This is a genomic window from Aquidulcibacter sp. (genome assembly GCF_020253525.1).
In the GTDB taxonomy this organism is placed as follows: Bacteria; Pseudomonadota; Alphaproteobacteria; order Caulobacterales; family Aquidulcibacteraceae; genus Aquidulcibacter.
Genome location: NZ_JADCBK010000017.1, coordinates 19,084 through 39,136, shown reverse-complemented (window position 1 = coordinate 39,136; position 20,053 = coordinate 19,084). Strand labels below are relative to the sequence as shown.

The 20,053-nt window shown below is 56.3% G+C and carries 16 protein-coding genes and 1 pseudogene; 8 read left to right on the top strand and 9 right to left on the bottom strand.

Annotated elements, in window-relative coordinates; all coding sequences use genetic code 11:
- Positions 1-469, top strand: a pseudogene (locus IOB61_RS02335) (hypothetical protein); the annotation flags it as partial.
- A 10-nt stretch (positions 470-479) separates the two neighbouring features.
- Here the strand turns inward: IOB61_RS02335 and IOB61_RS02330 are convergent.
- Both IOB61_RS02330 and purL read right to left on the bottom strand, forming a co-directional pair.
- Positions 480-713 (bottom strand): BolA family transcriptional regulator, encoded by a 234-nt coding sequence (locus IOB61_RS02330; protein ID WP_290811582.1) that lies wholly within the window; start codon positions 711-713, stop codon positions 480-482.
- 29 nt (positions 714-742) lie between these two features.
- Entirely contained in the window at positions 743-2,956 is a 2,214-nt protein-coding gene (gene purL, locus IOB61_RS02325; RefSeq protein WP_290811580.1) for a phosphoribosylformylglycinamidine synthase subunit PurL, read from the bottom strand.
- Between the two features lie 150 nt (positions 2,957-3,106).
- Here purL and IOB61_RS02320 point away from each other — a divergent pair, with 150 nt between their 5' ends.
- Complete coding sequence (locus IOB61_RS02320; protein WP_290811577.1) at positions 3,107-4,594, top strand: hypothetical protein; 1,488 nt, start codon at positions 3,107-3,109, stop codon at positions 4,592-4,594.
- 9 nt (positions 4,595-4,603) lie between these two features.
- Here IOB61_RS02320 and IOB61_RS02315 read toward each other — a convergent pair whose 3' ends face one another.
- Entirely contained in the window at positions 4,604-5,389 is a 786-nt protein-coding gene (locus tag IOB61_RS02315) for a 3-hydroxybutyrate dehydrogenase (RefSeq protein WP_290811574.1), read from the bottom strand.
- Positions 5,390-5,489: 100 nt separating this feature from the next.
- Between IOB61_RS02315 and IOB61_RS02310 the strand changes: the two genes are divergently transcribed.
- Both IOB61_RS02310 and IOB61_RS02305 read left to right on the top strand, forming a co-directional pair.
- On the top strand, positions 5,490-5,903 hold the full coding sequence (locus IOB61_RS02310; protein ID WP_290811571.1) for a DUF350 domain-containing protein: 414 nt from the start codon (positions 5,490-5,492) through the stop codon (positions 5,901-5,903).
- Positions 5,904-5,909: 6 nt separating this feature from the next.
- Positions 5,910-6,785, top strand: coding sequence for a serine protease (locus IOB61_RS02305; RefSeq protein ID WP_290811568.1), 876 nt, complete (start codon positions 5,910-5,912; stop codon positions 6,783-6,785).
- 3 nt (positions 6,786-6,788) lie between these two features.
- Here IOB61_RS02305 and trxA read toward each other — a convergent pair whose 3' ends face one another.
- The 5 genes from trxA to ogt are packed head-to-tail and all read right to left on the bottom strand — an operon-like array spanning position 6,789 to position 15,230.
- On the bottom strand, positions 6,789-7,109 hold the full coding sequence (gene trxA, locus IOB61_RS02300) for a thioredoxin TrxA (protein ID WP_085340935.1): 321 nt from the start codon (positions 7,107-7,109) through the stop codon (positions 6,789-6,791).
- Positions 7,110-7,136: 27 nt separating this feature from the next.
- A complete protein-coding gene (gene addA / locus IOB61_RS02295) occupies positions 7,137-10,664 on the bottom strand; it encodes a double-strand break repair helicase AddA (RefSeq protein ID WP_290811564.1) in 3,528 nt (1,175 codons plus the stop codon).
- The gene (gene addB / locus IOB61_RS02290) at positions 10,661-13,714 is read right to left on the bottom strand and encodes a double-strand break repair protein AddB (RefSeq protein ID WP_290811561.1); all 3,054 of its coding nucleotides are present in this window, start codon (positions 13,712-13,714) and stop codon (positions 10,661-10,663) included. The genes addA and addB overlap by 4 nt, the downstream gene beginning before the upstream one ends.
- 41 nt (positions 13,715-13,755) lie before the next feature.
- Positions 13,756-14,658 (bottom strand): orotidine-5'-phosphate decarboxylase, encoded by a 903-nt coding sequence (pyrF, locus tag IOB61_RS02285; RefSeq protein WP_290811558.1) that lies wholly within the window; start codon positions 14,656-14,658, stop codon positions 13,756-13,758.
- 50 nt (positions 14,659-14,708) lie between these two features.
- Positions 14,709-15,230, bottom strand: coding sequence for a methylated-DNA--[protein]-cysteine S-methyltransferase (ogt, locus tag IOB61_RS02280; RefSeq protein WP_290811555.1), 522 nt, complete (start codon positions 15,228-15,230; stop codon positions 14,709-14,711).
- Between the two features lie 160 nt (positions 15,231-15,390).
- Here ogt and IOB61_RS02275 point away from each other — a divergent pair, with 160 nt between their 5' ends.
- Positions 15,391-16,851, top strand: a complete 1,461-nt coding sequence (locus tag IOB61_RS02275) for an AlkA N-terminal domain-containing protein (RefSeq protein ID WP_290811552.1) — start codon at positions 15,391-15,393, stop codon at positions 16,849-16,851.
- Between the two features lie 9 nt (positions 16,852-16,860).
- On the opposite strand, the gene cpdR is transcribed toward IOB61_RS02275, so the two are convergent.
- Positions 16,861-17,220, bottom strand: a complete 360-nt coding sequence (gene cpdR / locus IOB61_RS02270; protein ID WP_085341024.1) for a cell cycle two-component system response regulator CpdR — start codon at positions 17,218-17,220, stop codon at positions 16,861-16,863.
- A gap of 178 nt (positions 17,221-17,398) precedes the next feature.
- Between cpdR and IOB61_RS02265 the strand changes: the two genes are divergently transcribed.
- The 3 genes from IOB61_RS02265 to ribD all read left to right on the top strand — a co-directional run bounded on the left by IOB61_RS02265 (position 17,399) and on the right by ribD (position 20,052).
- Positions 17,399-18,310 carry an N-formylglutamate amidohydrolase gene (locus IOB61_RS02265; RefSeq protein ID WP_290811549.1) on the top strand — a complete coding sequence of 304 codons (912 nt, stop codon included), beginning with the start codon at positions 17,399-17,401 and terminating at the stop codon, positions 18,308-18,310.
- A gap of 364 nt (positions 18,311-18,674) precedes the next feature.
- Positions 18,675-19,394, top strand: a complete 720-nt coding sequence (gene gpmA / locus IOB61_RS02260; protein WP_290811546.1) for a 2,3-diphosphoglycerate-dependent phosphoglycerate mutase — start codon at positions 18,675-18,677, stop codon at positions 19,392-19,394.
- Positions 19,357-20,052 carry a bifunctional diaminohydroxyphosphoribosylaminopyrimidine deaminase/5-amino-6-(5-phosphoribosylamino)uracil reductase RibD gene (gene ribD / locus IOB61_RS02255; RefSeq protein ID WP_290811543.1) on the top strand — a complete coding sequence of 232 codons (696 nt, stop codon included), beginning with the start codon at positions 19,357-19,359 and terminating at the stop codon, positions 20,050-20,052. Before gpmA ends, ribD begins: the two co-directional genes overlap by 38 nt.
- The last annotated feature ends 1 nt before the right edge of the window (position 20,053 follow it).

Here is a 20,053-nt window from a genome sequence, read left to right as displayed (position 1 = left end):
GAATGCACGGATTAAGTTTACGGCACCCAGCGATGGCACCTATATTATTCGGGCGACGGCCAATGAAGCCGCCCAAGACGGGGCCTATACGATTGGTGTGAGTGAGATGCCGGCCTCAATCGTGCCGCCCTTCCCTGCCCGGGCAAAATTTGGCGAGACTATTCGGGGCAATCTTGGACCCACCGACCCCTTGCGGAATGACAGCCAGTATTTTGACCGGTATGTCTTTAACGGCCAAGTTGGCGAGACTTACGAGATCACCGCCAATTCGGAGAGCTTCGATGTCCTGGTTGGCGCGCGCCAGATTGATCGAGTCGATGATGATTACACATCAGATGACGACGGTGGCGGCGGTACCAATGCCAAATTGGTCTACACAGTCACCACAAGCGGACCACAGATCATTCGCGTCACCACGGTGGAAGAGGCTGCAGGCGGCGACTATAGTCTGTTGATCATCAAGAAATAGCCGACAAGGCTTAGGACTTCAGGCCAGTTTCAAGGGCGAGCGCATGTAGCTCGCCCCCCATCTTGCCTTTCAGCGCAGCATAGACGGCTTGATGCTGCTTCACGCGGTTCATCCCGATAAAGCCATTGCTCTTCACGATCGCCTTATAGTGATCGCCGTCGCCCGCTAGGTCGATGATCTCGATGTCTGCGTCGGGAAAAGCATCCAAAATCATCGACTTAATGTCAGAAGCGGCCATGGGCATGTCTGTCTCCGGGGTAAAGGGTTTGGCACCTAGGCCATAAAGGCAGGCATCCAGGCTTCGTGGGCCTGTTTCAGATCGGTGATATCAATTGCCATCACATGTTGGACGGCCAATTCGCAGCCACCGGCAGAACCTAAGGCCGCGCAAGGAATGGACTTATCCTCAAGGGCGGCAAAGACGCTGTCGGCGTGCGTTGGGTCGACGATCAGCAAATAGCGCGCTTGATCTTCGCTTAATAAGGCTGCTTCGGTGCTCAAGCCCTCTGGCAGGGTAAGGGCGAGGCCGGTGCCCGACGCCATTGCAATTTCTGCAGCCGCGACCAAGAGCCCGCCATCAGACAAATCATGACAAGCGCGGATATGGCCTGCCTGGATCAAGGTTCGCACCACATCCCCGGTCACGCGCTCTTGAGCTAAATCGACCTTGGGTGGCGCGCCATCCTCCCGACCCCACACTTCGCGTAGAGCTAAGGTCGCGCCCAGATTATCGGTCGTCTCGCCGACTAAAATGACCATATCACCCATGTGCACGTCACCAAAACCAACGCGTTTGGTATAGTCGGTCAGCAATCCAACGCCGCCAATAGCAGGGGTTGGTGGGATCGCTTGGCCCGAGGTCTCATTATACAAGCTGACATTGCCCGATACGACGGGGAAGTCGAGGACCCGGCAGGCTTCGGCCATACCGTCTGTGGCGCGCACAAATTGGCCCATTATCTCGGGGCGTTGCGGATTGCCGAAGTTGAGATTGTCGGTGATTGCAATGGGGCTGGCCCCGGTCGCAGTCAGGTTCCGCCATGCTTCAGCGACGACTTGTTTGCCGCCCTCAAATGGGTCTGCCAAGACATAACGCGGGGTACAGTCACAGCTGATTGCTAGCGCCTTTTTGGTATTGTGGATGCGCACGACGGCGGCATCAGATGGCGTGGCGCTTTCTTCCAAGCTATCGGCCATCACGTGACGGTCATATTGTTCCCACAGCCAGCGCTTGGAAGCCCCATCGGGGCACGACAAGAGTTTCAACGTTGCGTCACGCCAGTCTTTAATGGCGGTGACGTCTGCGCTGGTTACAGCGGGGTGCAGCGTGGGCTGAACCCAGGGCCGGTCATAATTTGGGGCGTCTTCACTTAGGGGGGCGACGGGGATGTCGCAGACAATAGCCCCATTCCAATGCAGCACCATCCGACCGGTGTCGGTCGTTTTGCCGATGACAGCAAAATCGATATCCCATTTCTTCATGATGGCCTCGGCCTCAGCCTCCCGACCCGGCTTCAAAATGGCCAGCATGCGTTCCTGGCTTTCTGACAGCATCATTTCATAGGGAGTCATGCCGGTTTCGCGCACGGGGACGGCATTCATATCCAGCTCAATACCAAGATACTCCTTGCCCGCCATTTCCACCGACGAGGATGTCAGGCCCGCAGCGCCCATGTCTTGGATGGCTTCAATGCTGTCGGTGGCCATCAGTTCAAGACAAGCCTCAATCAACAGTTTTTCGACAAATGGGTCGCCAACCTGAACGGTGGGGCGCTTTTCTTCGCTCGCCTCGTCAAATTCGGCGCTGGCCATGGTGGCACCATGGATGCCGTCACGGCCTGTTTTAGAGCCAAAATAGACGATGGGGCTGCCTATCTTTGCCCCGCGAGCATAAAAGATCTTGTCGGCATCGGCGAGGCCAACGCACATGGCATTGACGAGAATATTGCCATTATAGCCGGGGTGGAAATTCGTCTCCCCGCAAACAGTTGGTACACCGACGCAATTGCCATAGCCGCCGATCCCGGCGACGACGCCCGATACCAAGCGACGTGTTAGTGGATGGTCTGGGCTGCCAAAGCGCAGCGCATTAGCCAAGGCGATGGGGCGTGCCCCCATGGTGAAGACATCGCGCATAATGCCGCCCACCCCGGTTGCCGCACCTTGATAGGGCTCGATAAAGCTTGGGTGATTGTGGCTTTCCATTTTGAAGACAGCAGCTTGGCCGTCATCAATATCAATCACGCCAGCATTTTCACCGGGACCTTGAATGACACGTGGCCCTTTCGTCGGGAATTTAGCCAAATGACGGCGCGAGCTTTTGTAGCTGCAGTGTTCTGACCACATCACCGAAAAGATGCCCAATTCCGTCAGATTGGGTTCACGGCCCAAACGGTCCAAGATAATGGCATATTCTGCCTCCGAGAGGCCGTGTTCGGCAACCAGGGCGGGGGTCATGGGCGGTTCGGCGGGCGATGCAGTGGTCATAGAAGGTGTTTAGCGTGCGTTGACTTTGGTTTGAAGGGCAAACGCCTTCTTTCCCTGCAGTGCGGCCAAGTTGGGTGCGCCATCTCCCTTGGCGAAGCGGGCAAATAGGCCCTACATCGACCTATGGTGCCTCCAATTGAACGTGATCCGGTGACAATTGCTTCTAAGCCGATTTATGGGCCGCGTTTTGGCGTTGGCATGCTGGCTTTGGTTGCCTTGTTTTCCTTCGGACTAGGGGTGGCTTCCGGTGGGATTATTCTGCCATTTTTGAGGTCAGCTGCGCCGGTAGGAATTGGCGCGACGGTTGCCGCACCTACCAAGTCGCAAACGGATCAAGGGCTTCTTTCAGTCTTGCCGCAGTCCATCCTAGCGGAATTGGATGCGGTTCAAGGGCCGATGCCCACAAATCTATCGGTGGAGCAATATCTCAACGACATTGAGGTGCGTGCCTCGCAAGCAGGCTTTACCGCCTCTAGATCCTTTCAGACTATCCAGTCTGGTGCTGAAATAGGGTATGTTTTCAAGCCCGGACCCACGGTCAAAGTGGGGTCTAATGGCATGCCTGAGACTCTTGTTCTTCGCTTTCAAACCGGGCCTCAAATGGGGACGCTCATCCTAACCGAAATGCGCCGCGACGGGGCAGTGCAGTCTGCCGGAAAGCGCTTTGCCGATTTGGTGAAGGCGGGAGCCAGTTTGCCTAGTCTGCCGGAGACCCAACTTTTGACGGCGCGTGGTCTCATTGAGGTCAAGACCGAGGATGGCGGCTCAGCGGCCTATCTCGATGGGGTTTTGATTTATCCCCGACCCTTACAAGCCAAAGGTCAGGGAGACGCTTTACTGCCTGAAACGGCAGCGTTGGAAAGCCAAAAGCAAGTGCCCACGGCGGGGTGGCCACAAAAGCTGTCGATCCAAGCGGTTTGGCCTAATTCCGGCCTTCTGCCGGAGGTAGCCGTTCTGGTCGCGGGCGATACAGCACCTAAGCCCTGCTCGACCCGCGTAATTGTGCTGGATTTACGTCGCGCCACAAAGATCACCTTGGCCGAACGGCTTCAGGCAAGCGCACTTCGACCAGAGGTCCGGGCGCGTGGCGTCGCATTAGCTGGTTTTTGTCCGCCAGCACTCGGCCGCGAGGCCGCGGATGACGCATCTGGACCCTCGCCTGTTCAAAGGGTCGCCTTCTATGACGTCAGAACAGGCCTCGTACGATGGGAAACGGCCTCCTCACCTGTACCAAGTATTAAAGCTGAAACATTGGCTTGGCGGGAGCCAAGTGCCACACGCATCGCATCCCCACTTGGCCAGAAAGGAGCTCTCGCTTCTGTCGCATGCCGTGCCGGTGGTGGCTACACAATCGCCGTTTCGGGCCTACCGGGCCCTACACAAGGTACGACCAGTTCCGTTCAACTCAAGAGTGGCGGAAAAACAGTCGCACGTTCGATGACTTGGAAACCAAGCGCCAATGGTTATGAAGTGGACGGGCGGGCAGAAAACATCGACGGCGATCCATTCCTTGCCCGGCTTGGTGCCGGTCAGCCCTTAGAGTTTGCAGCGAATGGCGTGGTGATCACGATTGCCGCACCCCAGCCTGCCCAGCTCGAAGGCCTGATTGGGCGCTGCCAGAAACCAAAGGCGGAATAGTGTTAGGCCCTATTGCGCCGTCCAGCCTCCATCCATGGTTAGGATCGCACCATTGATTTGCGCTGCCGAGTCGCTTGCCAGATACAGGGCGAAAGAAGCGACTTGCTCGACGGTCACAAATTGTTTGGTTGGTTGGGCTGCCAGCAACACATTTTGGATGACTTCTTCCTCCGTAATCCCGCGTGATCTTGCTTGATCCGGAATTTGCGCCTTCACAAGGCCGGTCAAGACATATCCGGGACAAATCGCGTTACAGGTGACGCCCTCCTTGGCGTGCTCAAGTGCGACCGTCTTGGTCAGACCCACAATACCATGCTTTGCCGCCACATAGGCTGACTTAAACGGGCTTGCAACGAGGCCGTGAGCAGAGGCTATATTGATGATCCGACCCCATTTTTGCGCTGCCATGCCGGGAATGGCGTGGCGGATGGTGTGGAATGCGGAACTAAGATTGATGCCGATGATTTGGTCCCATTTTTCAGCTGGGAATTCCTCAATCGGCGCGACGAATTGAATGCCCGCATTATTGACCAAGACGTCGAGACGGCCAAAGTGCGTGCGGGTTTTGGTGACCATGTCTTCGATCTCAGCCGGTACCAACATATTGGCCGGATGATACAGCACGTCTACCTTGTGATCGGCTGCTATTCTTGTCCGAGTTGCTTCAATCTGGTCGGCATCGCCTAAGCCATTAATCATGATGCCATAGCCTGCTGCGGCGAAGGCTTCGGCAATGGCCAAGCCAATCCCGCTTGTGGAGCCGGTAATGAGGGCAACTTTGGCGGCAGTGGTCATATTGGCTCCAATTCAGACTTCCATTTGAAGCTTGATGCATTAAAGCCAAAACGTCGGCACTGGAAGTTAGGTTCCACTGTACCAGAGAGGAAAGTTAAGTATGGACCCTTCGTTGCAAGCCTTTGTTACCGGGCTGCCTGCTTTTCTGTTTCAAGGCGGCGTTGCGATCCTGATTTGGGCCTTTGGTGTTTGGCTATACATGGCCATTACGCCCCATCGCGAGATAGAGCTTGTCCGTGCCGGCAATAGTGCGGCTGGACTGTCTTTAGGAGGTGCAGCGATTGGGATTGCCATACCGATTGCGGCGACTTTGGCGACATCTCATGCCTTGTTGGATGTCATTGTCTGGGGCTTAACGGCGCTTGTCTTGCAATTGGTGATGTTTCGCTTGGTCGATTTGGTTGTCCGGGGCCTCGCAAAGCGCATCGAAAATGGTGAGATGGCGTCAGCGGCTGTGCTGGTTGGCGTGAAGATCGGTGCCGCTTTGCTGACGGCTTCTGCCTTGAATGGCTGATATGAGATGCTGAGACGGTTTGGCGACGGTATCTTGGTCCTTCTGGTCCTGATCGTGGCAGCGGCTTGGTTGCTGGGCCGCGTGAATGATCGAGGCAGTTCTGTGCGGCCGTCCGAGCCTTCAGAGACATTCGTTCTACCAGAGCCCGGCGCGGCAACCGAAGAGTCGACGGGACCACTTTTGCCTGCGCCTAGCCCCTATGATGACCAGTCCATGGTGGAGGCACAACGCGCTGGCCCGTGGTCGAGCGGAACTGGGTTTGCCATTGGCGATAATGGCATTTGGTTGACGGCCCGCCATGTTGCTTTGGGGTGCGAACGTCTGGGTGTGGTCAATGGGCAGGATCAGGAGTTGGTGGCCGCCTCCCTCGCCTATGTGTCTAGGCGAGCCGATGTAGCGATTCTAAAGACCCAAGGCGGGCCAGAGCCTTTGGCGATGGACTTAAATGAAGACGATCTGCAAATCGGGGCAACGGGTTACCATATTGGTTTCCCGCAGGGCCAGCCGGGCGAAGTGGTCAGCCGCCTAATCGGACGAGAACTCATGATCACCGAGGGGGCGTGGCGTGGGCGCGAAAACACGTTGGCTTGGGCAGAGGTTGCGAGAACTAAGGGGCTGCGTGGCACCTTGGGTGGGCTTTCGGGCGGTCCGGCCTTTGATTCAAACGGCAATGTCATTGGTATCACGATCGCCGAGAGCTTGCGTCGCGGCCGTGTGATCACCACCAGTTCTGATAGTATCATTCAGGCGCTCAATGAAGCGCGTGTGAGGCCCGAGGGTGAGGCGATCGCACCGCTTCGGCCCAATGAAATCAGCCGCGCCGCCAATCAGGTACGGCGCGATCTCAAAGTGGTTCAGATTGTCTGCTTGCCGCGGGAATAGGGCTTAAAGGCTCTCGCCGATCCAAGCGGAAATACGGCTTTTGGCCATGGCCCCCACTTTGGTCGAAACCACTTGGCCATCCTTAAATAGCATCATGGTTGGAATGCCGCGCACGCCGTAGCGCGAGCCTGTGCTTGGATTGTCATCAATGTTGAGCTTTGCAACGACCAGCGAACCAGCCATTTCGTCGGAGATTTCTTCCAGAGCTGGGCCGATCTGCTTGCAGGGACCACACCATTCCGCCCAAAAGTCCACAAGGACTGGACCCGAAGCTTTTAGAACGTCTGTTTCAAAGCTGTCGTCGGTGATGGCTAGGGTTGGCATAGCATGAACTCCAAATGGCTAGTCTCTCTAACTAGGTAGCCCCGCAATGACGCGCAAGGCATCATCCAAAATTTGATCAGGTAATTCCATCAAGCGTGGCCCATCCGTCCACAAAAGGGCACACCGGACTTTCTTGTCTGGCCAATTGCCTAACAGAAGCGCGCGATAGGCCGCCATTTGGTTGAGATAGACCTGTGCGACACCTTCAAGGGTTTGCGGTGGAGGGCGGTTGGTCTTGAAATCCAGAACCATGACTTCTGACTGGGTTACAACCAAGCGGTCTACACTGCCATTGACCACCATATCTTCTGGCAAGCCTGGTCCTCGGCCAACGATGGAGGCTTCAGCGCGACTCCCCGGACCAAATAGGGGGGCAAAAGTCGGGTGTCTCAACACGGCAAGCGTCTCTTCCACCATTTGCTCCCGTGTATCTTCTTCAAGGTCTTGTTCCCGCGTGAGGCGGCGGCGCGCGCGCATCTCCCATTGATCTTCGGGCAAGTCAGGTAATCGCTGCAACAATTCATGGATCAAGCGACCACGTTGGAACCGCAGCTTTGCATTGGGTTGCAGTGGCGAGAGGGTTGCAGGCTCTGAACCATCGGGCGCTAAGGCTGAAGGTGCGATGCGACGGGCCCGTTGCGTTTCCGCCGGTGGTGGCAGATTGATCCAAGCAGGCAGGGCTGGGGGTGTCGATTTGACCAAAGCATCTGGCGCTAACCGCCCAGCATAATCGCCCCACAGGGTGAAACTGAAATCGTCACTCTCGCCGATATGGCCTGTCAGGGTCTTGCCCGGGCCCATGAGGGCGAGTGCCCGCTCAAACAAGTTATACCAAGTGTCTTGGCTTTTGGAGTCTGGGTCTTCTGCAGCGCTGTCCGCAGTATCCTTCTTCCTTTGTCCATAGTGGAAGCCACACAGGATCAATAAGTCTCGGGCGCGCGTCATGGCTACATATAAGAGGCGGGCGTCCTCCCGCTTTTCCGCATCGGTTTGAGCTTCCCGTAAGGCGCGGAAAGCGGCCGCATCTTCCTTTGAATTGGGCGACCACAAGAAGGCTTGACCGTCGGCGTCATAATGAAAAGGCGTTTTTGTCGCCGCCCGTGGCGCAGTTGTCTCTGGTAGGATCACAACGGGAGCTTCTAAGCCCTTGGCCCCGTGAATGGTCATAACCCGCACACCTTCAGCGCCTTGTTCCATTTCGCGCTTTACATCTGCTGCATCAGTTTCAATCGTCGCCAGAAATCCATGCAGACTTGGTGTTTCCGTTCTGCCGTGACTAAGGGCGCGCCCCAAAAACGCCTCTACGGGTTCACGTGCCTCATGGCCCAAGCGCTCAATCATCAGCGTCCAGCCGGTTTTGTCGGCTAAGCACGGCCGCTCCAGGACAGACGCAAAAAACTCATAAGGTGGCATTTGTCCCGCTCGGCTCAGCACGGACCGCAAGAATGCCGCGACGGAGGCATGTGATGGGTCAGCTGATTGTTGAAGCCTTTGCCAAAGGGATTGACTGCCCCGGTTCCAAGCCAGCGGGAATAAATGTGTCTCATCGTCAACCAGACCGCAAAATGCCCCTTTGAGGACACACGCCGTGTTGAAGTCATCTTGTGGTAGAAGCGCAAAGCGGCCCAGCGCAATCAAATCTTGAATTGCAGGATCTTCGACCAGTTTAATCCGGTCCGCACCGGCAACGGGGACCTTGTGATATTTAAGCCGCTTGATGAGTTGATGAAAGAACGGGCCACGCTTTTTCACCAAGATCATGATGTCGCCCGGGGTCATGGGCCGCAAACCCTCTTTTGCTGGAATGGCAAAGCCACGCTCTAGGCGCGCCTTTAGTTCCAGCGCGATGCGCTCGGCCAAGCGATTTCGGCTGCTGTCTTCGCGCTCGATATTGAAAGGGTGGTCCCAAGCTTCGCTTTCGACTGTCTTATCGCCCGGTTCTGTCTTGGGCCATAATTCAACAGCGCCGGTATGATCGGTACGAAAGGCGATATGCCTTGTGGGAAACGCATATTTGCGCTCAAACGCGACATCTGCCTCGTCAGAGACCAAAGCTTCCGGTGGCCCACCAAGTTTTGTGCAGGCCCAAACCGCATCTACGGCATTGAGAATCGTCTGGCTTGAGCGAAAGGACAGTTCGAAGGTAAGGCTGCTACGTCGGTCCGCCACCTTGGCCTCACCGGCTTCAAAGCGGGCCTTTTCCTCCAAGAAGCGTTCGGGCTTTGCGCCTTGGAATGAATAAATGGACTGTTTTTCGTCACCCACGATAAAGCGGGTACGGGGTTGCGAGGCTGCTTCTTGCTCCAGCACCGTGAAGAGGGGTTCTAGCAAGTCCCATTGTTGGGGGTTTGTGTCCTGGGCTTCATCGATCAGAATATGGGCGAGGCCAGCGTCGAGCTTATAGAGCACCCAAGCCGCCGCGCCTTCACCAGCCCGAAGTAGCGCGGATGTGCGCACCAAAAGGTCGTCGAAGTCCAAAGCACCAATGGCTTCTTTGGCCTTGATCCATGCCGCCCTAAACGCAAAGACGGCTTTGGTCAGCGCCAGGGACCGATGATAAGTCTGAACTGCCCATGCGCGTTCTTGGGCGGGCAAAAAACTGGAAACGAGCGGTGCGCTGCTGTCAAATAGGCTTGCCACAACAAAGTCGGTTTCGAATTTTTTGGTAAGGAGTTTCGTTCTTGGTTCGCCATCGGCCTTTAAGAGGATGTTGCGCCAAGCCTCCCATGCCGCCTCAGGGTCGCTGTCTTGTGCCAAGCGGATTAATCTGCCTGCCAGTTCCTTGTCTTTTGTCCCACCCGTTTCAAGCCGACTTGCCGCGACAATCAAGGCACCTCGGTCCAAACTATCTAAAGCCTCATGCTGATAGGATTCTTTAGTTCGGTTTGGGTCAATCCCCAATTTTGCTGCAAGCTTTGTCGCAATGGCGGATAGGTCTGGGTTTAGAGGCAGGTTTGGTGCCGCCGCCGTCATGGCTTCTAAAATCAGCTTTTGATGGTCATCTTGGCTTGTGAGGCGCGCCACAGCCAAGAAGGCTTCAGGGTCCTGGGCAAAGGCCTCGTCAAATACTTTGGCCTGTAGAGCCTTTGCGGCCTGATCTTCCAAAACCGTGAAGCCCGGCGGAACTCCAGCCTCTAGCGGGAAGCGTTGCAGGATGGTTTGGCAAAAGCCATGAATGGTTTGAATTTTTAGACCGCCCGGTGTCTCCAGTGCCTTCGCGAATAAGGCGCGAGCCTTGGCCAAAAAGCTCGGCTCAATATCGCCTAGGTCTGGGTCAAGCTTTTGTAGAGCCTCGGTCAGCTTGTCGTCGGGTGAAATCGTCCAAGACCCTAAAAGTGCATAGAGTCTGGTTTGCATTTCAGCCGCGGCGGCCTTGGTATAGGTCACGGCTAAGATTTTCGCCGGGTCAGACCCACGCAGAAGCAAGCGGGCAATGCGATCAATCAAAACTTTTGTTTTGCCCGCACCTGCATTGGCGCTCGCCCAGATCGACCGATCCGGTGTTGCCGCAATTGCTTGGTTTTTTATGGTCAGATCAACGATAGGGCGGCTCATTCGCTGTCCTCTGCATTCGCCCATTCTGCCCGCCGCGATAGGCGGTCGACCGGATCGTCATAGGTCGCATTCTTGATTAAACTTACCCGCGGCTTGGGTAGATAGGTTCGGTCCGCTTGATGGTATTGGGCGGAGAGTTTCAAAAGCGTCCATTGAGTGCGGTCCACCAATTCTTGGACACTGCTGCTCGGGAGGACTGCCGGCTCGATCTTTGGCGTTCGTCCGCCGACATGGATGTGGCGCAGGTCTGTTGGCAAGGAAATGGCCGGATCTTCGAAGCCATAATTTGCCGCGATAAGGGCGATCACGGGCAGCTGCGGGTCAAACATCGCGTAGACAGTTTTGGCCTTTGGCGGTGTCCCGCTCTTGAAGTCGAGGATTTCGGTGCCCTCTGGGCCGACATCAACCCGGTCTGCGCGTGCCGTCAGCGTCAATTCTCCCTCGGGCGTCTGCATGACATAGGTGCCCGATTTCTCCACCATCGGCCGCCAACCGGCCAACAAGCGGGGAATTTCTACCTCCACCGCAAAGGCAATCGTGGGCTCTAATCGCGCAAGCTCAATTGCAAGATTGGTCTCATCATACCCGGCCTGCAACAGCGCCGAGCGGAAGGCGTCTCGTAGGGCGCTATATGGATCGGCTGGTAGAGCTTTGTGCCACGAGGCGATGGCTTCAAAGCCTTTATGGATTGCTGTGCCGCGCACGCCGGCGCTAATCGGTCCACCTAAGGGATCGAGGGCACGCAGATTGAGTATTTTTTCGACATAGGTGCGGTAAGGGTCTCGAATCCAGGTTTCGATTTGGGTGGCGTGAAAGCTGCGTGGGCGCGCTTCGACTGGTGGTTTTGGGCCAGGAATGGCGTTGATGGGGTCGAAAATTCGGTTTGGAGCGTGGGCGCGAAGGAGGGATTTCCACCGCGATCCTTTGGTCAGCACTTCGCCGGCATCGTTTTCACCCAAGGCCCCGGCAGCAAGGGTCTTGAGACGCCAGAGCCATCGGGACGGGACTGCCGGGGCATCCTTTCGACGGGCTGACCGGGTCAAAACGACATGTGGTGCGGTTGCAAATTGAGCGAAGTCATGTGCGGAGAGGCCAATGCGCGTATCGGGCGATGGTAACCCCAAATGTTGGCGCATCGGCCGAGAGAGAAATGGGTCAGGTGCTGCCGCTTGCGGCCAAACGCCCTCATCCAAGCCTGCCAGAACGACTTTGTTGAACTGAAGAAGGCGTGCTTCGAGCGGACCTAGAATGGCGATGCGTGGATGGGCACCACGCGGGCGAACCACGAGGTCGGACATCAGATGGTCCAACGTCCGGCCAATCGTTTTTGGCTCAATCGGTGGAAAAAGGTCGCCATGCTCCATCAAGGCCGCAAAGAAGCGCGCCGCCGCCTCTCCCGCCTCGCCGCGCCAGATAATCTCGGCACCTGTCTGGGTTTCAGTTGCAGCAAGAGCCTCTGCTAAGGAGGCGATCGCCTGCGCACAAGCAGGCAAAGCGCCGCTCAGAGGCCCTGCTGCTTCGATCAAGGCATCCAGTCTTTTCAGAAGAGTGATGCCATCCTCTTGCTGAACGGGTTGACCACTGACTTTCATCATGCGCCAGTATTTTGGATTTTGAGCCTTGAGGGAGGCGATGAGGGCAGGAAGGTTCCGCGCCTTCCGTGGCCCTCTTAAGATGGCGATTTCGATAGAAGCCGCGCAGGCCGCCACATAGTCTCGGGCATAGCCAACCGAGGTTAAGGGATGGCCAAGCAGCGCGCAAAGGCCCACGGGGTCGCTTGGATCTTGGCTCCAGGCCATAACATGGCGCAAGAAGCTGCCGATGCTGGTATCGCTGATTGGCCGACCCGACGAGATGTCGACTTGAATATCCCAGCGCTGCATCTTGGCGGCCACACGACGGGCGATTTCTGCGCTTGGTGTGACCAAGGCGACCGTTTGATCCGGGCTTTCTAGGGTCTCGCGCAGTTCATGCGCAATCAGGCTGGCCTCTTCTTCTTCACTATCGGCTTCGATGAGCGTTAGGCCCTCAAGGCCCACAACAATGTTTTCTTTTCCAATCTCTTCAATCCGAGAGGGCCAGTCGGCGGTAGAGGCCTGTGGCGTCAAAGCTTCATTGATGACAAGCCTGCGCTGGGCCAAGCTAAAGGGTTCTGACGCGCCCGGCAAAGTTTGGACATCATTGCGTTCAATACCGATGGCCTCAATCGCCTCCGACATAGCCCGTTGTGGATGTTGATCATCATGCCGCGCAGCCACCCAAGCCTCATTTGAGATTAGGGTATCCAGCCCTGGCAGGATCACCATGCCTTTCGGCAAGCGCGCGATGAGGTGCATCAGTTTGCGGGTGACGGGCATAGATCCAGTCGAGCCGGCCAATACAATGGTTTGCTCCGGCGGAGAGGTCCGCCATTTGTCTACCATGGCTTCAATGTTGCGTCTTTGTTGAACGCCCGGATCGACTTTGTTGACGCTGGCCAGATAGGCGGGCCAAGCTTCGGTTACGATTGATAGGAAGGTTGTGGATTGCTCCCAATGCTTGGCCAGCTCGTGTTCGCTGACCAATGTCGACAATTTGGACCAGTCAAAGTTTTCACTGCCACTGGCCATCAAGGCCGCTGAGTCCAATAAGTCGGCCAAAGCGTCTGCGGCGAGGAGTGCCGAGACGGGGTCTGCGGACCAGTCAGATTGCGCCCCGCGTGCTTGGATCAGTCGGGCAAGGATCAATCGCCGCGCCAGCGGATCAATAGCTGGGTCTTGGTCCAAATCGTCGCCAAACTCACCAAGACCGGCATCAGCCGGATCGAGGTCCCCCAAGGTGCGAATGCGGGGCAGGAGGGTTGCCGTTTGTGGGCTACACGTCAGAAAAGCCTGCGCAAGGCCGCGTGCCGCACGACGCGTTGGCAAAACCACAATTGCGTCTGAAAGCGCAAAAGGTGTGTCGTCGCGAACCAAGGCTTTCACCAAAGTGCGAGCGAGCACATCCAAAAAGGACACGGCTGGGGGGATGGTGAAAACCCGTGGTGTCGGCGTCTCAAATAAGTCGCGCATTGAGGTCAATCCATCCTAAAATCGTGCTTGATCCGCTTCGTCTAATTGGCCTCTACGACAGATGTGGACGCAGCCCGAAGTTCGTGGATGGAGGCCACTAATGTTTCGTGAAATGCCAACCGCCAGTCAGCAAGAGTTTGGGCTTCGGCGGCTTTTTTACTGTATAGGATAGCGCGTGACGACGATACAGCGCCACCTTCATGGCCGCGCGGTCCGGTGACTAGCCCTGCCAACGCATCCTTTGCTGCCCCGCCTTGGGCGCCGTATCCCGGAACCAAGAATAAGGCTTTTGGCAGGATTTGCCGTAGTCTAACGGCTTCTGATGGCCAAGTTGCGCCGCATACAACCATTAAGGAGGAAAAGCCCGACTGACCCATCAAGTCATTCTGCAGGCCAACCAGCTGTTCGCCGACCCGAACCCAAAGCGGCGCGCCGGAACAATCGAGATCCTGGAAATCCTTTGCGCCGGGATTGGACGTCCGCACCAGCACGGCAATACCTTTGTCGTGGGCTTTCGCGGCTGCGGCGAAGGGCTGTAGGGAGTCGAGACCGAGGTACGGATTTACGGTTAAGCAGTCACACGGCGTGGGTGCATTGACGCCTAAAAAAGCCCGCGCATAGCCGTCGGCGGTTGAGCCAATGTCACCGCGCTTTGCATCCAGAATAACCAAAAGTCCTTGATCTTGGGCATAGCGGCTCAGCCTCCCTGTTAAGGCGACCCCCTCTGCCCCCCAAGGCTCAAACAAACCAATTTGGGGCTTCACAACTGGAACCTTGCCGGAGACTTCTTCAATCACGGCGCTGAAGAAGCGTTCGAGGGTTTCAAGCTCTCCCGGAGGCCCAAAAATACCTGGGATAAGATCGGGGAAAGGATCAAAGCCAACGCACAAAGGCGTAGCATACAAGCGGGTTTGTTCGGTTAGGCGGTCGCCGAAAGTGGTCATGGGCTGTGTTTAGGCGATCTGGTTTGCTTTGCCCAGCGGGCAGGGGAGCCTTACAAGAGATTTTGCGGCAAAGCGCCTTCGTGGCGCAACAGCCAGTGCTTTCTCTCCATGCCACCCCCATAGCCAGTTAGGGTGCCATTTGCGCCGATAACGCGATGACATGGCACGATGAGGGCGATCGGGTTTGCACCATTGGCCAAGCCAACAGCACGCATGGCGTTCGGATTGCCAATTTGCGCGGCAATTTGGCCATAGCTTAAGGTCTTGCCTGCTGGGATGGTTTGCAGGGCTTTCCAAACCGTCTGCTGAAATGGCGTGCCGCCGAAGGCAACGGGTAGGGATTCCAAAGCGGTGGTATCGCCAGAGAAATATGATTGAATGGCGGTCTGGTAGCCAAGCGGGGCAGGTTCGTCTGCAATGGCGAACGTCGTTTTGGGATAATGGCGAGCCAGAAGCCGCTCCATCCGCGCTTGATGGTCCACCCATTCAAACAATCGGACCCGCTGGTCTTCATCTAGGAGAAGCATCATTGGGCCAGTTGGGGTGTCAAAATGGCTGCGGGCGAGTTTCATAAGCGTCTTCCTAAGACATGGGGAAATCGAGTGCTAGGGTGTGCGCTTATATCGGTTTTTGCGCTGGCGGTTTTCGGACCTGCTCTGAGGGGACATGTAGTCGGTCTTGCCATGTCCGAATTCCGCTAGACCCACTGGCCAGCCAGTGGCATGAGGGGCCATGAACCTCGATCAAGACACCTGCTTTGCGATTATTTCGGCGCGTGACAGCCGCTATGATGGCCGTTTCTTTACAGCTGTTAAAACTACCGGAATCTACTGTCGACCGGTTTGTCCGGCCCGCTTGCCCAAGAAAGAGAATGTGGTCTTTTTCCCTTCAGCTGCCGTGGCACAGGAGGCGGGTTTTCGTCCGTGCTTGCGCTGTCGTCCTGAGACAGCCCCCGATACACCCGCATGGCGCGGCACGTCGAGTTCGGTTGGCAGAGCTCTGCGCCTGATCGAAGAAGGCGCGCTCGATACCGGCAGCGTTGAGCAATTGGCCGCGCGTCTTGGCCTAGGTGATCGGCAGCTGCGACGCCTGTTTCTAAAGCATGTCGGTGCAAGCCCGGTAAGTGTTGCGCTGACCCGCCGTCTCTTGTTGGCAAAGCAATTGTTGCACGAGACTAAGTTAAGCATCACCCAAATCGCCATGGCATCGGGCTTTGGCTCAATCAGGCGGTTTAATGAGTCCTTTCAGGAAGTGTTTAAGGTTGCCCCGTCGTTTCTGCGCCGCGAGATTGGCGTTGAAGGACCCGGGCTATCTTCCGCCGACCTGCAAGTCCGCCTGCGCTACCGGCCACCTTATGACTGGGAGGCGATGGCTGCGTTTCTAAAGGCGCGCCTCTACCCAGGTGTCGAGACATTTGATCGTGGCGTTTATCGCCGCAGTTTAAGGGTCGACGGCCGCGTTTGTTTGATCGGTGTATCTCGTGGAAAGGGAGATTGGCTCGACGTTCGACTGAGACTGCAGGATTTGACCGCCGTGCCTAAAGTGATTGCCCGGGTGCGGGAGGGATTTGATTTGGCCGCTGATCCAGAAATCATTAGCGCTCACCTCGGACAAGATGAGGCGCTGCGGGATTTGACTCTGCGTCGACCAGGCCTGCGTGTCCCGGGGGCGTTTGATCCATTTGAAATTGGTATTCGAGCCATACTTGGCCAACAGATCACCGTCGCGGCAGCGATTAAACTGGGTGCGGCTCTCGTGCAGCATTTGGGAGAACCTTTGCCGTCAGTTTGGCCGTCAGAAACAGGTGTGGCGCGACTATTCCCCACGGCGGAAGCGATTTTGGCCTCACCGCTGGACTTTCTCGGGATGCCACAAGCGCGCGTGAAATGTTTGAAGGCTTATTGTCAAGCCTATGCGGATAGCCCTGACTTTTTTGGGGGTGAAACCGACGCTTTAGTCTCCCGCATGCAAGCCATCCCCGGTATTGGTCCGTGGACTGCGAATTATATCGCACTGCGGGCACTACGCGACCCAGATGCGTTCCCAGCAGGGGATGTGGCGCTCGCACGGGGACTGGCTTTGCCGGATGGGACTCGCTTGTCCCATGACGACTTGGAGGCCAGGTCGCAAATGTGGCGACCCTGGCGTGCCTATGCGGCCCAGCATGTTTGGACTGAACTTGCTTCGGGGTGATGGTTTCGCTTAAGCCGCCATAACCTTTTCCACTTCAGCGACCAATTCGCGTAAGTGGAAGGGCTTGGAGAGTACTTTCGCTTTGGACGGCGCTTGATTGGCGGGGTTTAGAGCAACCGCCGCAAATCCTGTGATGAAGACGATCTTCATGGCTGGGTCGACCTCCGCAGCGCGTCGTGCAAGTTCGACGCCATCAACCCCCGGCATCACAATGTCGGTCAAAAGCAAATCAAACCCCATGGCATTCAAGGCTTCCAAGGCCTGATCGCCGTCAGGGAAATCCGCTACAATATGGCCTGCTTTGTTAAGCGCAGCGGCAAGGAACGTCCGTAACGAATCGTCATCTTCCGCCAAGAGAATTCTCGCCATTGTGGCCATGCTCCGTTAGTTGGTGGTCCTATCCATCGCGCAATATGGTGAAGGCGAGGTTGACAAGTTTTGCCGCGAAGCAATTTTTGCAGAAGTTGCTGTATGAAATTGGGATAGCTTTAGCGCAGGATCGCCTGCTGGCTTTTGTTTTTCCAGTGGGGGGATTACAAGGTTTCACATGCAGATATGGGGCGCTGTCACTGGTTATCAGGCGGATAAGGCGGTTGGCACGGTGCCAACGCGGCCCCCGGCCTTTCGTTTGAAGCGACCTGCTGACGACAAGGCTGGCGTGATTGTGTGCTGTCCGCACTCTGGACGATTTTATCCTGAGGAGCTTTTGCGGGCGACAAAATTAGATCGCTTAGCCTTACGTCGTTCCGAAGACGCCTTTGTTGATGAGCTTTTGCATTCAACGTCCCAGCTTGGGGCTTCCTTGTTGGTGACGGATTTTGCGCGCGCTTATGTGGATCTAAATCGCGGTCTGGACGAACTGGACCCCGAATTGATTGAAGATGTGCCTGTTGGAGAGAGACGTGTGCCGTCGCCGCGTGTCTTGGCGGGCTTGGGTGTGATTCCCCGCACAGTTGGCGATGGCGTCGATATATACATGCGTCGATTGGCATTTGCCGAGGCGCAGTCTCGGTTACGCGAAGTCTATTTGCCTTGGCACGATGCCATTGCAGGTTTGATTGATGAGAATAAGCATAGGCTTGGTCACGCGGTGCTGCTTGACTGCCACTCTATGCCTGCGTCAGCCTCGGGCTCGCCAGAGAGTGATATTGTTTTGGGCGATCGGTTTGGCGCGTCATGTGCGCCGATTTTTATGGCAGAGGCCTATGACTTCCTACGCGCAAAAGGGTTTCGCGTGGCGCGTAATAATCCTTATGCCGGAGGGTTTGCGACAGAGCGTTATGGTAAGCCCGCCCAGAACCAACACAGTTTACAGATCGAGATCAATCGGTCGCTCTATATGGTAGAGGGAGCGATGAGTAAGCGGGCTGGTTTTGCAGCGATCTCGGAAGCCTTGACGGGCTTGGTGTCCCGAATGGTCGAAGTCGCTCAAGCCCGCATCCAAAAGCTTGCTGGGTGAGAAGGCTCGTTAAAGCAAAAAAAGGGCCGGGCACGAGGCCCGGCCATATAGGTGTTTGGGAGGAAACGCCCAAAAAGGGCAGGGACGCCACAGCATCCATGGCTTTATTTATCTCGCATCTGCGAAATTCTCAAGGTTTTTTGCACTGAGAAAATTGTGATCAGATTGATTTTTGGAGAAATTTCGCCGTAACTAATTGAAAAAGATATGATTTATAGATATTGCACTGCAGCATTGCAAATTTGAGTAGCTTTGGAATTGGCCTTATTTGGGGCGGTGTTGGCTTGATTAAGCGCTCAGACATCCCTTATGTGGCCCGAAATGAGGCTGAGTTACCGGTTTTTCGTCTTCTGAAGGGTTATCAATGTCGTATTTAGCGCTGGTTCGTCACGGGCAATCTCAATGGAATCTGGAAAATCGGTTCACTGGGTGGATGGACGTGAATTTAACTGCGGAAGGGGAAGCCCAAGCCCGCAAGGCGGGTCAGCTTTTGAAGGCATCCGGCGTTGGTTTCTCTCGCGCATTCACATCGCTGCAGACGCGGGCGATTCGAACCCTGTGGTTGGCTCTGGAAGAAATGGATTGCTGTTGGCTTCCTGAGGAGAAGAGCTGGTGCTTGAATGAGCGTCATTATGGTGCGCTCACAGGCCTTGATAAGGCTGAGACGGTTGCCAAGCATGGCGAAGAGCAGGTGCGAATTTGGCGTCGATCCTATGATGTGCCGCCGCCACCGCAGTCAAAGTCAGATCCGTTTCATCCCTCGCATGACTTACGTTATCGGAATGTCCCCGCGGGCGCTCTGCCCGATGGGGAAAGTTTGGCCATGACTTTGGCCCGGGTTCTGCCTTATTGGTCGGCGAGCATTGCGCCGCATTTGGCACAGGAAAATCTCGTTATATCTGCGCACGGTAATTCTCTTCGCGCGATCATCAAGCATCTTTTCGGCCTGGATGAGGGCCAAATCATGGAAGTGGAAGTGCCAACGGCCAATCCGTTGTTGATCGAGCTGGATGGGGCCTTGAAACCCGTTTCAGCCAGATATTTGGATGCCAGCCGCGCGCAGCCTTTACCGGCCCTTGGCTGAACAGATGGGCGAGCCGGTCGAGATTTGGTCGCTGGCTGATAAAGCATTCATGTCCCGGGCGCTTGTGCTCGCCCGTGCGGGGCTTGGTGAAACCCAGCCTAATCCGAGTGTGGGTTGCGTGTTGGTGCGCGATGGCCTGATTGTCGGCGAGGGGCGGACCCAAGCGGGCGGACGCCCACATGGCGAGGCGATGGCTTTGACCATGGCCGGATCAAATGCGGGCGGGTCGCATGCCTATGTAACCTTGGAGCCTTGCGCGCATGAAAGCGCACGTGGCCCCGCGTGCAGCTCGAGTTTGATTGCCGCGGGTGTGGCAGCAGTTACCATAAGCGTGCTCGATCCAGACCCGCGGACGCGCGGCATTGGTGCCTCGCGGTTAGAGGCCGCGGGAATTCATGTGCGACTTGGGTTGTTGGAACAGGAAGGTCAGGCGCAGATTGCAGGGTTTGAGAAGCGCCTGCGCACCGGCCTGCCTTGGGTTCATGTTGGCCGCGATGATGGGACGTTCGACCTAGTGCTCTCGGGTGGATCGCAAGGTGAGCTCGCGGCCCATCTCGCCCAGCTTGGCGCGCAAGGTGTTATGCGTGTTTGCCTTTTGGCCGGATCGCCCGTAGCGGAAATGGCAACAGCCCTAAATCTTGTTGATTCTGCAGACTAAA